General features: G+C 34.3%; 14 protein-coding genes and 1 other RNA gene. 7 read left to right on the top strand and 8 right to left on the bottom strand.

The window, feature by feature from the left end; translation table 11 throughout:
• Positions 1–243: 243 nt before the first annotated feature.
• Positions 244–1599 carry a phosphomannomutase/phosphoglucomutase gene (locus tag WKH12_RS05470; RefSeq protein WP_434732200.1) on the bottom strand — a complete coding sequence of 452 codons (1356 nt, stop codon included), beginning with the start codon at positions 1597–1599 and terminating at the stop codon, positions 244–246.
• 304 nt (positions 1600–1903) lie between these two features.
• On the opposite strand from WKH12_RS05470, the gene WKH12_RS05465 reads away from it, so the two are divergent.
• Positions 1904–3025 carry a hypothetical protein gene (locus tag WKH12_RS05465; RefSeq protein WP_434732199.1) on the top strand — a complete coding sequence of 374 codons (1122 nt, stop codon included), beginning with the start codon at positions 1904–1906 and terminating at the stop codon, positions 3023–3025.
• On the opposite strand, the gene WKH12_RS05460 is transcribed toward WKH12_RS05465, so the two are convergent.
• A protein-coding gene (locus WKH12_RS05460; RefSeq protein ID WP_434732009.1) for an IS630 family transposase occupies positions 3012–4026 on the bottom strand; the annotation gives its coding sequence in 2 pieces (ribosomal slippage) (positions 3012–3560 and positions 3562–4026; 1014 coding nt in all). The genes WKH12_RS05465 and WKH12_RS05460 overlap by 14 nt on opposite strands.
• A 108-nt stretch (positions 4027–4134) precedes the next feature.
• On the opposite strand from WKH12_RS05460, the gene WKH12_RS05455 reads away from it, so the two are divergent.
• Both WKH12_RS05455 and rnpB read left to right on the top strand, forming a co-directional pair.
• Positions 4135–4986: a hypothetical protein gene (locus WKH12_RS05455; RefSeq protein WP_434732198.1), complete on the top strand. Its 852-nt coding sequence runs from the start codon at positions 4135–4137 to the stop codon at positions 4984–4986.
• 158 nt (positions 4987–5144) lie between these two features.
• Positions 5145–5491: RNase P RNA component class A (gene rnpB, locus WKH12_RS05450), an RNA gene on the top strand.
• A gap of 49 nt (positions 5492–5540) precedes the next feature.
• Here the strand turns inward: rnpB and WKH12_RS05445 are convergent.
• Positions 5541–6311: a response regulator transcription factor gene (locus WKH12_RS05445; RefSeq protein WP_096616586.1), complete on the bottom strand. Its 771-nt coding sequence runs from the start codon at positions 6309–6311 to the stop codon at positions 5541–5543.
• A gap of 325 nt (positions 6312–6636) precedes the next feature.
• On the opposite strand from WKH12_RS05445, the gene WKH12_RS05440 reads away from it, so the two are divergent.
• The 4 genes from WKH12_RS05440 to WKH12_RS05425 are packed head-to-tail and all read left to right on the top strand — an operon-like array spanning position 6637 to position 10070.
• The gene (locus WKH12_RS05440) at positions 6637–7620 is read left to right on the top strand and encodes an NAD(P)H-dependent glycerol-3-phosphate dehydrogenase (protein WP_096616583.1); all 984 of its coding nucleotides are present in this window, start codon (positions 6637–6639) and stop codon (positions 7618–7620) included.
• 19 nt (positions 7621–7639) lie between these two features.
• On the top strand, positions 7640–8122 hold the full coding sequence (locus WKH12_RS05435; RefSeq protein WP_265016633.1) for a phosphatidylglycerophosphatase A family protein: 483 nt from the start codon (positions 7640–7642) through the stop codon (positions 8120–8122).
• Positions 8112–8891 (top strand): GNAT family N-acetyltransferase, encoded by a 780-nt coding sequence (locus WKH12_RS05430; RefSeq protein ID WP_434732197.1) that lies wholly within the window; start codon positions 8112–8114, stop codon positions 8889–8891. Before WKH12_RS05435 ends, WKH12_RS05430 begins: the two co-directional genes overlap by 11 nt.
• A 42-nt stretch (positions 8892–8933) precedes the next feature.
• Complete coding sequence (locus WKH12_RS05425; RefSeq protein ID WP_434732196.1) at positions 8934–10070, top strand: hypothetical protein; 1137 nt, start codon at positions 8934–8936, stop codon at positions 10068–10070.
• A gap of 3 nt (positions 10071–10073) precedes the next feature.
• Here the strand turns inward: WKH12_RS05425 and WKH12_RS05420 are convergent, their stop codons facing one another.
• The 5 genes from WKH12_RS05420 to WKH12_RS05400 all read right to left on the bottom strand — a co-directional run bounded on the left by WKH12_RS05420 (position 10074) and on the right by WKH12_RS05400 (position 13800).
• A complete protein-coding gene (locus tag WKH12_RS05420) occupies positions 10074–10862 on the bottom strand; it encodes a succinate dehydrogenase iron-sulfur subunit (protein WP_434732195.1) in 789 nt (262 codons plus the stop codon).
• An 86-nt stretch (positions 10863–10948) separates the two neighbouring features.
• Complete coding sequence (ybeY, locus tag WKH12_RS05415) at positions 10949–11401, bottom strand: rRNA maturation RNase YbeY (protein ID WP_253309310.1); 453 nt, start codon at positions 11399–11401, stop codon at positions 10949–10951.
• Complete coding sequence (locus tag WKH12_RS05410; RefSeq protein WP_253309309.1) at positions 11395–11793, bottom strand: EVE domain-containing protein; 399 nt, start codon at positions 11791–11793, stop codon at positions 11395–11397. The genes ybeY and WKH12_RS05410 overlap by 7 nt, the downstream gene beginning before the upstream one ends.
• Positions 11793–12989, bottom strand: coding sequence for a cell division protein FtsZ (gene ftsZ / locus WKH12_RS05405; RefSeq protein ID WP_253309308.1), 1197 nt, complete (start codon positions 12987–12989; stop codon positions 11793–11795). Before ftsZ ends, WKH12_RS05410 begins: the two co-directional genes overlap by 1 nt.
• A gap of 250 nt (positions 12990–13239) precedes the next feature.
• Positions 13240–13800 carry a hypothetical protein gene (locus WKH12_RS05400; protein WP_434732194.1) on the bottom strand — a complete coding sequence of 187 codons (561 nt, stop codon included), beginning with the start codon at positions 13798–13800 and terminating at the stop codon, positions 13240–13242.
• Positions 13801–13831 lie beyond the last annotated feature (31 nt).

The raw sequence follows: 13831 nt of genomic DNA, 5'->3' as shown, positions 1-13831 counted from the left end.
CAACATCAGTAAAGTTAACAAAAAAGATGACAAATTATTATCAATAAGAATATATAATATAAAGATATATTTAAAAATTTTTTTATGGCTCTTTCTAAGTTTTTCAACCCTAAGAATAATGGTGTGCTGCAGTAACAAACAAAGTAATGTTTGTTTTATTGAAGATGAAGGAAGGCCCTTCGAAATCGGGTTTCAGGAGCAACCACCCTAAGTGGCTCTATTTAAGAGATAGGGTTAATTTCTCTATGAGCAGCTACAATTTAAAGACCTTGCTTCATCAATGTAATGGAACAAAACCTTTTTAGTAAGTTCAAAACCTTCTAAGGTATCTCCTTCGCATCTTGCTGTAATGCAGTTTTGTGTATTTGATGCTCTAAGGAGCCACCAACCTTTATTATCGTTATCATTTACCTTAACACCGTCAAGATCTGAAAATACAATATTTTGCTGCTCTAGTGTTTTCTTTATTGATTCAATTATTTGAAATTTTTTCTCATCTTTAACTACAATCTTTACTTCATGAGTGATATATAACTTCGGTAAATCCTCAATCACCTGAGATAGGCTTTGGTTTTTCTTAAGCAAAATGTCAACTGCTTTAACAGCAGAATATAGCCCATCATCAAAACCTAGCTCAGAAAAGAAGAAGTGCCCGCTTAACTCACCAGCAAACTTTGCCTCTTCCTCTACCATCTTCTTCTTAACTAGTGAATGTCCAGTAGCGCAGGTAATAACTTGCCCTCCTAACTTACTAACAAAATCATGCACCTTCATACTCATTTTTACGTTGGCAATAACTTTGCTTTCTGGATATTCCTCCAGCACTTCACGTGCAAAAATTATAAATAAATGGTCATTGGAAACAACGTTGCCTTTATTATCAATTAAGCGCACCCTATCGCTATCGCCATCTAGCGCAATGCCAAGATCACATCCATATTCCTTCACAATGTCAATTAATTGAGCGAGATTTTTTTCCTCTATGGGATCTGGATCATGCAGTGGAAATGCCCCATCTATAGAGTTATTGGTTACGATATGCGTATGACCAGGCAAGATCTTTTCAATACACCTTATAATTCCACTTACTGGACTATTTCCACAATCCCAGGCTATTTTTAATTTCTGTGTAGTATTATTCTTCACTGCACCTTTTAATATGCGAATGTACTCACTATATATATTTATGTTAATTAAGCTTCCAATTCTTGTACTGTTTTTAATTGGACTGCTTATAATTTCCTTTATCTCTTGATCTGAGAAGACTTTTTTATTACTAAAAAATTTAAAGCCATTATATTCGCTAGGGTTATGAGAGGCAGTTATTATGATACCAAGATCTGCCTGCGTGATTTGCGTTGCAGCGTAGAGCATAGGTGACGAGCATAGTCCAACACGTATAACATTTGCTCCAGATAAAGTTAAGCCCCTAATTAATTCTCTTTCTATACTTGGTGAATCTATCCTGCTGTCGTAGCTGACACAAACACTAGCTACGGTTTGGCCAAACTTTCTACCTATCTCGTACCCATCATTAATCTGCAAATCTTTGCCTACTATACCTCTAATATCGTATTTTCTTATAATGCTATTGTCCATACTGCACTGCTTAAGGAGTAACTACTATATAGCATAGTGGACAAGTGCTCAAGTTTATTTACTCAACGATTAGTTGATTTTTTAAAAAAATCTGTTAATATTATACTTTTTAAAGATGCAAAATTATGCCACAGGAAAACGAAAATGTATTTATAGCTGAGAATCAAAGTCTAAATGTAGATGAACAGAAGAAAATTTAATCTGGTACTTTATTGGTCCTTTACGCAAAGATGAGGACATTACAGGACAGATAAATTTAAAGTGGGAAAAGGAGTTCCAAAAATTTGAGCAATCAATAAACACAATGCATAAAGAACTTAAGTCGTCTCTGCCTGGTCAAAATTTCTTAGCGTATTCAACAAAAGATAACGACTTCAAAATTAGATTTGAAAATGAAGAAAAACCAATAGAAATTAGCAATATTTTAAGAGCCAGCAGAGAAGGTAAGGTTTATAACATATCTTCAGAGAAAGATAGTCAAATAACTGCGACCAAAAAAGGCAGCGAAAGGCACTATGATTTTACTGGTTCAAGCTCATGTGAAATGACCATTAACTGGCAGGCTAAAGATTCTGAAGGTAATAACATAGACTGTAGCATGATCGTAAAATTGGATTCTAGTGGTATACAAAGTGTCATTGGTGAGCCAAAGTTTGGTGATTTAAAGTTCACACCAGAGGAAACAAAAGATAAAATATTAAAATTAGTTGAGCAGAATAAAGAAGTTTTTATCAATGGAAAAACTCTGCATCAAGCTTTTACTGACATGTCCAGGAGTGTAGACGATCAGCAAGTACCAGCAGAGGAAATATTTACAAAAGATCCACATATATCACCACAGTCACCTACACCAAGCAGCAGTGGGTATTCCTCTCCTAGCACACCTTCTTCACGTAGAAGTTCTTTCTCTAGTGTTAGTGAATTTAGTGATGAAGATGAAATACTTGAGGATGATATGTCTAGTGATGAAGAAGAGCATGAACAAGAAGGAGCAAAAGGTGAAGTAGACGAAATTGAGGAATTAGAGAAAGAAAAAGAAACATTTGCTAAATATTTTGCAGCGCAGGCAAAGCAGCTTGAGGATCTAAGATTAGAACGTGACTTCTTGAGAGATGAAGTTAATGAACAACGGCAAGTTATATCTGAAAAAAATCAAAGAATAAAGGAACAAGGTACTTTAATTGAGTCGCTTATGAGTAAAGAGCAATTAAAGAATCAAGAGTTAGTTAAGGAATTAAATCAACTGTACAAAGAAAAAGAAGATTTAGAAATGGCAATTCAGCAATCTGGTATAGGTAAAAAGTCTCTTGCAGATGAGATAGAAGAAGTGGAGAAAAATGAGAAAATAGAGAGTTTGAGAAAAGAAATTAAGCAGAAGGATGAAAAGATACAGCAGATAGTAATACCAAATCTCATAAATAAGTAGGCAAATAACTCACAGAACAAATGGTTTTGATCGAACTTTCCGTAATATTACGAATGAATGCACATACAGTATCCTCCAATAAACTAACAGAGTCATATATTCTATTTTTAATGAGATTGTCTTTCAAATATTGCCATAAACGCTCTACTGGATTTAACTCTGGTGAATATGGAGGTAAATAGATTAAGGTAATATTTTGTGGTATTTTTAAACCTTTGGATCTATGCCATCCTGCACAATCCACAACAAGAAATGCCTCCCTTGTTCCTAAATATTGTGACATCTGCTCAAGGAATATATTCATACAATCAGTATTGACGTTTGGTACGAATAAGCTAGAACTCTCTCGATTTCTAGGATTAACTGCACTATAGAGATAAAAGTTTTGCCTACCTAATTTTACCTTAACCTGTGTCCTAATGCCTTTTTTAAACCACCCGTGTCCAATCTTTGAATGTGTGCCAAACCGCGACTCATCGAAGAAAAATAGCTCTTTTTCGGGATACGTGACAATAGTTTCATTAAGATTTTTTTTTAAACTCTTCTTGTTTATTTTTATCCTGTTTATTGTGCACAGGCCTTGGAGTAATATACGAAAAACCTAACTTTTGCATCAGTCTATGTGCTGTAGACTTACTTACCTCAATAGAAAACATTTTCTCAATTATGATTTTTAATTTCTTAGCCGTTAGGTTGGCTCCTTCTTCTGCTATGACATTTTTAATTTCTTCTTGCTGCTTGTAGCTCAACTTCGGCTTTACTCCACGTCCTGGTTGTATTTTAAACGCATTGACTCCTCCTTCCTTAAATCTTGTAATCCACTTCATCAATGTAGTTCTAGTAATTCGGTATATTTGAGCAACTTTTGTTATTCCATATTCTTTTGCAGATATTATTGCCTGTAATCTTCTTCCTATCTCTCCTCTTATGCCGTGCTTCTTTAATTCCAGGTTACACTTATTATATAATTCTTCTCCTATTGCTTTACTTTTTCCTGCCATAACTCCCCACTAATTCTTAAATTATTCTATTTTAGAAATTTTTCTTTATTCCTCTATTTATTTTTAGGAATTGGTATCAGTGATTTTGTTGATATCATTAACGGTCGATTGACACCTGATATCATTTCTAGTAGTACCGTGGCTCCTGTAACTATTACAGAAACGGTTGTGACTTCTAAGAAAACGCTGACTGCTGCAATTACTAGCACAACAGAAACCGACACTGTAAAGACTACCAAATTAACAACAGAAGCATCAACTACCGTTGCACCTACTTCTACAATAAGTAAACCTTCAACAGAGTCAACGACTCAAACAAGTACAGTAACAGTGGAGCCAACAACAGAAGCCGTTACACCTACTTCTACAATGAATAAACCTTCAACGGAGTCAACGACTCAAACAAGTACAGTAACAGTGAAGCCAACAACAGTAGCAAAAACAACTACTACTTCACAAGTGACCACGGTTGCTACAACGTCAACTAGTGTGCCAATAATAAACTCAGAGAAAACTATACAAACAGTATTTAGTATACCAAGTACTAGAACAAAAGAGTCAACAACTCCTATATTTACCACGACTTTACTTCCTCAACCTACTTCTTCACCACAGCCTACTCAACTTGCTATAGGGTCTAATAGGGCAGGAATGATAGGAGGATCTTTGATTGGAACAATAGGTATTGCTGGAATTATAGGATTTATAGCATATAAATGTATTAAGAAATATCACGGTTATTATAATGCTGCTCATGTGTTAGAATTAGCTGATTTGGAATCGCATTCAAATAGCAGCAATGAAGAAATTTTTTTCACCCATAGCAGAACAAGCAGTGATAATAACATATCTATACAAACTACGTATCAATCTGAAACAATGCTAAACAGTATATCAGTAGAAAGTAGTATTCGAGCAAGAAGTAGCTCGTCGTCTTCAAGCGGTGGACCAGGCTCTTGACTAACTGAAGCGGAGTCTAAAAGTGAAAAAAGCTTATCTTGGGATAGCAATGATGTGCCGGAATATCACCTTTAGCTATTTGTCTGAATGTTTTTAATATGTAGACTGTTAGGAAATTGTCTTTTGCTTTTGTGATTTTCATGTTAAAGTATAATTCCTGGGTGAAATAAGTAGCTGCTGTTGTGTGATAAACATAGCAGAGGAAAGTCCGGGCTCCAAGGAAAAATAGTGACGGGTAACGCCCGCCGGAGGCAACTCCAGTTATAGGGCTACAGAAAATTACCGCCTAAAATATTTTAGGTAAGGGTGAAAAGGTGTGGTAAGAGCACACCATGGCAATGGCAACATTGGTAGTCGAGTAACCAACACTAGGAGCAAGATTAAATAGAAGTAGATTTTATGTTTTTCTCATATCTACTCGGGTAAATCGCATGAGGTAAATGGTAACATTTACTCCAGATAAATAGCTACATAAACAGAACTCGGCTTATATTTCACCTAGGCGTCACATGATACGTGCGATATAAGCCATGCTATATTTAAGTGTAGGCATTTCATGCGTTGTCCTTCACTTGTTCTGCTTGATAGCCATCACTACTTTCGCCTACATTAACATTAGAATATTCTTCATCATCAATATACTCTTTCAGAACATACCCTCTGCCCCAAACGGTTTCTATGTGGCTTTTTCCATCATTTGCACTTTCAAGTTTCTTACGTAATTTGCACATAAAAACATCAACTATCTTGTTATCTGAAGGTTCATCCAAGCCATTGTAAAGATGATTTAAGAACATTTCTTTTGTTAGTACTGTTCCTTTACGCAGTGCTAGCAATTCTATCATAGAATACTCTTTATTAGTAAGGTGAACCGTTTTACCTTTCACCTCAACAATCCTGTGATCAAAATTGATATTTATATTACCAATCTTTATCACCGATTCAGGATGGCCTTTAGTACGACGCACTATGGCCTTAATTCGAGCTAATAACTCGCTTTTATGAAATGGCTTGGTTAAGTAATCATCTGCACCATACCCAAGCCCTTTAGCTTTGTGATTGACAGCGGATATACATGAAAGTATTAAGACAGGAACTTTGATTTTTGCACTTCTTAGTCTTAACAATATATCATATCCGTCAATATCACCAGGCAAGTGTATATCTAAAATAACTAGGTCATAGTAATCTCCGTTTGAGGAAACCATATTATTGTTATAATCTTGTGCAGAAGTAACAACGTCACAGAAGTGTCCATCAGAAGTTAAGGCATTAACCACAGTCTTTGCACTTACTTGATCATCTTCGATTAATAATATACGCATATTTTACACCCCATAAATAATTTATAATTTTAGTAATATATATAATTAAGGAAAGTAATAAATCAAATTTTTATTAACAAATGATCAAAATTACACTTATTAATTAATAATAAATATATTGTTCCAAAGTTATATAAATAGATCTAAAATATAATAGATATACCATGGTAGTAATAATATTTTTAGTAAATATTGAATTAAAGTTACTATTATTAAAAGAATACTTCGGTTAATAAATATTTAACTATTCTATATGTCTGTGTTATATTTTTAATTTACTTATCCTACTGTTTTAAAGTATAAGTAATACTTTCAGGAATATTGTGTGGCAATATCAATTTTAGGTGCTGGTGCATGGGGTACAGCAATCGCAATTTCATTAGGTAGTAAGAAAGATGTGATTTTGTGGACTCGCAATGAAACTACATTTGAATCAATCAACGGGAAAAGAGAAAGTGACAAGCTACCCGGTTGTCGAATTTCTGATAATGTGTCAGTAAAATTGGCTATTGAAGACACAATTAATGCTTCAGTAACAATCCTCGCTGTTCCCACTCAATCTCTGAGGGAGGTATGTCAGCAATTGCATAATTGTAATCTGAAAAAAGATGTAGCAATAATTTTAGCTTGTAAGGGAATAGAAAAGTCTACATTAAAATTACCTAGTGAAATAGTAAATGAAGTTTTACCTAACAATCCTATTGCTATTTTTTCAGGCCCTAGTTTTGCTGTAGAAGTTGCAAGAAAATTACCCTATTCAATGGTTCTTGCATGCCGAAATAACATATTAGGTTCAAAGCTAGTATCAGAACTACAGCAAGAAAATGTTAAATTACGCCTTAGTAGCGATGTTATAGGGATACAGGTTTGTGCAGCGTTAAAGAACGTTTTTGCTATAGCGTGTGGGATTGTTCTAGGTAGTAAACTTGGGTTTAATGCTCATGCAGCATTGATTACGAAAAGTGTAAGCGAAATTAAGGCTTTATACTCAGCAAAAGTTGGTAACGGTAATGTGGATATAAATACACTACTTGGACCGGCATGTCTGGGTGACCTAATTATGACATGCACATCCTTGAATTCAAGAAACCTATCTTTTGGGTTTAAAATAGGTAATAGTGACAATGGCTTTAATGTTCAGCAGATTTTGTCAGAAGGCAAGTCAGTGATTGAAGGTTTTAGCACTGCTGAGCCCATATTTAATTTAGCAAGAAAGCTAAAGATAAAAATGCCTATATGTGAAGCGGTCTATAGATTATTGTATGAAAGCGCCTCTATAGAGGATACTATTTCTGTTCTTGTAAATTAGTTTTGTACTTTGGTGTATTGTGAAATTTTTATATAAATTGATATCAACATGGTGGCTGTCTGGCACAGTAAAAAAAATGCCAGGTACCATAGGCAGCTTAGCTTCTTATCCAATTGTTCCTGTGATACTGAGTGACAGAATTTTAGGTGCAGCAATTATTTTTTTTTTATTTTTGATTGGACTATGGTCTATAGGCAATTATATAAAACACTACAAGACTTCATGTGATCCAAAAGAGGTAGTAATTGACGAAGTAGTTGGTCAATTGCTGACAATACTTTTAGTTTCGATATTGTTAAGCCAAGAGATGAATTGCTCTTCATTGTTGTTGTGCTTTTTTTCTTTTAGGTTTTTTGATATAATAAAAACGTGGCCTATAAATTTGATCGATAAAAATACCAAAGGTCCTTTAGGTGTTATGCTAGATGACATTATAGCTGCAATTTTAGCCTGTGTTCTTATAGGAGCCTTTTATTGTTTATTGTTGATGTATGCAGGATAAAAAAATTTATTATTCAAGCTTAATTGTTCAAAATTTAAAGGATTATATACTGTACACAGCAAATTTATCTGAGTGGGAAGTACACGATGAATTTGATAACGTTACATTTACAATAAATGGTACTAGGGAGTCATTATTTAATTTTGTGTTCTGTGGAGATCAATGTACCGAGCTTTCTATACAAAAAACTCTAGATTATCTCAGAACAAGAGATATAGAAGCAACATGGGTAATAAATTCACATATGAAAATAAGAGATATTTCAGAAAAGTGTGAAATAAAACACGTTAGCACACCAAAAAAAGCTTTACTTAATATGAAAAATTACTTTTTACCTGCTGATGTTATTCCAAACTTGAGGTTAAATGCTGTAAATGGTAGCGACCTCTTAGAACAGTTAGATTTACACACTTCTAAAATTTTTTATCATGGCGTTGGAATTGTCAGCACATTTTTTCGCGGATTATCAAATTATGATGATAAAAACTCAAGATTAAGATTTTTTCTTGTAACACTAAATAGTGAAATTATTGGGACATGCGGTCTTTATGTTCAAGACAGTGTAGCTGGTTTTTATAGTGATGGAGTTTTACCAATTTACAGGAATCGTGGAATAGGTACCCAAATGGTTTTAGAAAGAATAAAGATAGCTAAACAGCTTGAATGCAAATATATAGTAGCACATTGTATGAAACCTTCTGTAAACCTTTATAAGAGATTGGGCTTTCAGATGTTAGGCAATCTTTACTTATATAACTCTTCAGCATAATTCTGAGCGGTTACAAGTTTTTACATCTGTTTTAGAAGTGCTATGTTTTTTTTGTATGAAGTGGTTTTAATATTGATTCTAATATTATTCTTTCTCTCTTATTCTAAATTAAAAATTAGTAATAAGATTAAGAACTTACAACATCGAAATGTTATCATAAATAATTTAATTGATACTGTGAATGATGGGTTTTATATTTGGGATGCAAAAAAGCGTATAGAAAAGTTCTCTCCCAACTTACTAATTTTGCTTAATACTGTTTTTTACTCATTTAATGAGTTTGTGAATTTTTTTGAGCAATCAGACAGTTTAATTAAAAATTTTGCTGAGGCAAAGGAAGTAAATAAATCTTTTACTCTAGATTTAAAGTCAAAAGACAGTGAGGTTTATTGCATATGTTATGGTAGAAGCATAATAGATGATTCTAACAATGTGATTGGTGTGCTGTTATGGATAAGGAATGTCTCAGACTGTAAAATAAAAACTCACGGACTTGAGCTAGAAAATAGTAAGCTTACACAAGAAGTGGAGAGCTATAAAAATGTTTTCAACTCTTTACCATTTCCAATACTAAAATATAACAAGAATAGAAAGGTAGAATTTTATAATTTGTTTTATGATAAATATGTAGATGGCTCTAAGAAATTTGCTATTACCAGTAGCGCTCATAGCACAAAACCAGGAAGGCATGTCGTAACTTACAAGAACGAACCTAAGGTTTTCGATTTTGTTAAAATTCCAATACAAGGTTCTGGTAGCATAGTAATGTATGGGAAAGATGTTAGTGATGCAGAGAAATTATATACTGAATTAAACAGTTATTTAGCTACACAGAAAAATTTGCTTGAGAGGTTGCCGGTTGCCATAGTAATATATAGTAAGAATCAAAAGCTAAAATTTTATAATAATGCTTTCATAAAAACCTTTCAATTTGACCCAAAATTTTTGGCATCTTACCCAACTTATCATGAAGTTATGCTTTACCTCTTCGAATCTAAAAAGCTTTTAGAAAAAGAGGATTTTCAAACTATTAGTAACCAAAGACATGAGTTATTCAAAAAATTATTTGCATCGTATGATGATACAATGCATTTCACGAATGGAAAAGCGTTCAGGGTATTAACAATACCCTACGCTTCGGAAGGTTTGCTGTTCTCTTACGAAGAATGCAAAAGATGATACTTAAACTCCTTCTTTCTCTACCATGAGCTGTTTTACTTTCGCTATTGCTCTTGCTGGATTAAGTCCTTTAGGACAAGTTTTTGTGCAATTCATTATTGTATGACAACGATACAACTTGAATGGGTCGTTTAAAACATCAAGTCTTTCACCTGTCTTATTATCACGGCTGTCAGCAATCCATCTGTAGGCTTGTAATAGTATTGCTGGTCCTAAAAATTTATCACTATTCCACCAGTAGCTTGGGCAACCAGTCGAACAGCAAGCACATAATATACAGTCGGACAAGCCATCTAATTTTTTTCTATCTTCAGGAGATTGAGAGTATTCTTTATTTGGTAGGGCAGGCTTATCTGCTTGTAACCAAGGTTTAATTGATTTGTATTGCTCATAAAATTGGCTCAAGTCCGAGACTAGGTCCTTTATCACATACATGTGAGGTAATGGATATATTTTTACATCACCTTTTATATCGTGTATAGATCTAGTACATGCAAGAGTATTGGTTCCGTCAATATTCATGGCACAAGATCCACATATGCCTTCTCTACAAGAACGTCTGAAAGTTAAAGTCGAATCTATTTTATCCTTTATTTTTATTAATGCATCAAGTACCATAGGGCCACAACTATCCATATCAATAAAAAATGTGTCTATTCTAGGGTTTTTCTCGTCATCAGCAGACCAACGGTAAATTTGAAATCTTCTGATGTTTTTTGCTCTAGCAGGAATAGGATAAATTTTGCCCTTTTGATTAATTTTAGAATTCTTTGGCAAAGAAAACTGAACCATATCACTTACCTTTTATTGTTTATAGCTAAAACCCTTTGTAGATAACATATTTTATTATCATCTACTATATTTTTATTAAATTCCTTTTAAATCGCGCACATATTGTAGCCAAGCGAAGCTAAAATTTCTCTTTCTAGATTTTTCATTATAATTTCTTCATCTTTTTTTTGGTGATCATGACCAAGTAAATGCAGTAATCCATGCACTAACATGTGTGCAATGTGAGCAAGAATAGGTATACAATACTCATGCGATTCTCTTTTTATTGTGTCTATTGAAATTGCTATGTCTCCTAAATCGCACTCATTAGACAATTGTTCACACGGAAATGATAGTACGTTAGTTGGCTTATCCATTTCTCTAAATTTTAAATTAAGTTGATGTAGCAAGTCATCATCAGCCAGAGCTATTGATATATTTGGTTTATAGTGGTCTATTTTTAATTCTTTTAGAGAAGCATTGATGACACCTAATACAAAATTTTTAGGATTTTCTATAATGCTGCACCATTTCTTGTCAAGAATATTTACTTCTAACATTCACTCATCCTTATTACTTCATTCCATTCAATTTCCGAAACTGGGGCAATTGATAAACGTGGTTGTTTTAATATAGACATATTTTTCAAAAGTGGGTTTTGTTTTATATTATTTAACGTTACTTGGTTATTTAAAGGTTTCAAAAACTTTACATTCACTAATCCGAACTTGGGATCATTAATATGATAATACTCTTTAAATACTTCAACGATTCCAAGTATTGCTTTCTCTTTACCTGTATGATAAAAAAACGCAAGATCGCTTACTTTCATAATTTTCATGTAATTTTGAGCTTGATAATTGCGCACGCCATCCCACTCAACTACCTGCTCCTTTTCCATTTTTTGCCATGAATATTCACTTGGCTCTGACTTGAGTAGCCAAAGTTGCATTATTTTTTTCTTCTTAAATAAGCCGGTATATCATAAACATTGCTGCCCCATTTAGCTCCTTCGCTTACCTGTTCAGTTGGTTTTGTTTCCAGTGTTTTGTCTTGCGTACTTTCACTGTGACTATAGGGCCACTTAAATTTCTCTTTCTCTGAGTCTTCGCTCTGACTTATAGGTGAAGTTTCTGACTTATTATTGCGACCATCAATACCAGTTGCAAGAACAGAAACTCTAACTCTTCCCTCCATCGCTTGATCAAAAGTAGCACCAAATATTATATTTGCATTTTCATCTACTTCTTCACGCACTCTATTGGCTGCAGCATCAACTTCAAACAGAGTCATATCTCCGCCACCAGTAATGTTAATTAATATTCCTTGCGCACCTTTCATTGATACATTGTCAAGCAATGGATTGGATATTGCAGCTTCCGCAGCACTAATTGCTCTATCTTCTCCTTCTGCCTCTCCGGTGCCGATCATTGCTTTGCCCATCTCGCTCATTACTGTTTCTATATCAGCGAAGTCAAGATTAATAAGCCCTGGCATGACCATCAAGTCAGTTACTCCTCTAATGCCAATATGCAGAACATTATCAGCAAGTTTAAATGCATCAGAAAATGTAGTTTTTTCATTTGCAATTCTAAATAAATTCTGATTTGGAATGACAATAAGTGTATCCACGTATTTTTGCAGTTCTTCAAGTCCAAGCTCTGCAATGCGCATGCGGCGCACACCTTCAAAACCGAACGGTTTAGTTACAACTCCAACAGTCAATATCTTTTTTTCTTTTGGCGCTCTATCCTTAACTGCAGCTCTTGCTTCTCTGGCTGCTTTTGCAATTACCGGTGCTGCACCGGTTCCAGTACCACCGCCCATTCCTGCTGTGATGAAAAGCATATGACTATCTTTTATATGCTCCATAATTTCATCGATTGATTCTTCTGCTGCACCTTTGCCAACATCAGGCAAAGCACCAGCACCAAGACCCTTAGTTAAATTAATGCCAAGCTGAATTTTTTTATCACATAACGACTTTTCTAGTGCTTGAGCGTCGGTATTTGCGACAACAAAATTCACTCCTTGCAAATTAGATTGGATCATGTTATTCACAGCATTTCCACCAGCACCACCTACTCCCACAACGGTAATCCTTGGGTGTAATATAGGTAACTCCGGCAGACTAAGATCAATAGACATTTAAATTACTCAAATTTAGCGAATTCACTTGATAGTAAGTTACCGCTTTTTTAATAATATGCAAATACTTTTCACTTCTATAGGCGTAAACAGTAAACGGGATTTACTTATTCTTAACATTTATACTAATAAGTGCCGTTAATTATAATAACTAGATTCTTAAATGACATCACTTAACCAATGCAAAAAATAGAAAATATTTACGTAAAGGGACAGAAATCTATCCCTTTTCTTTGTTGAAACTGCTTTATTATGCTTTTGCTGGTGCTGGAACTACTCCAATTGCTATTCCAATTTCAGTCAAGAGCGTTGATGCATCACCATCCTTTACTTTAACCTTATCACCATCCATTGCAGGCTTATCACCATCTTTATCTTTTTCACACTTATTGAATACTTCTTTCACTGCATCAATTTGATTTGCCTTACTACTATTCTTATATGCATACACAGGTGCAACTATTAAAGCCGCCACCGCAGCAACAACTATCAAACTAGCAACTAGTGGATGAGCAACTAAAAATGCAGATACTGCAGTAATAGCAGGACTAACGAGTGTTGCAGCTTTTGTTCCAACTGTACCAACGAAAGCCGCATAAGCTGGGCTCAAAAAATAAGTAGCTGTAAGCACTACTGCTAAAACCGCACCACCAAGAACAACAGTTGTTTTTAATTTGTTATTCTTTGCATACTCACCAAACCCACCAGCAGCACCTGGAATTCCCGAATAATCATCAGCTTGTTTATATCCTTCTGAAATAGCATGAAAAATGCCATCCCCTTTTTTATACTTATAATTTGTTAATGCCATAACTCTACTCCTTAAATAGAATGTTAAAATT

Origin of the sequence: Wolbachia endosymbiont of Zygogramma bicolorata (assembly GCF_051130665.1) — a bacterium.
Classification (GTDB): Bacteria; Pseudomonadota; Alphaproteobacteria; order Rickettsiales; family Anaplasmataceae; genus Wolbachia.
The sequence above is the reverse complement of the archived record's forward strand: the minus strand, read 5'-3'. Positions and strand labels throughout refer to the sequence as shown.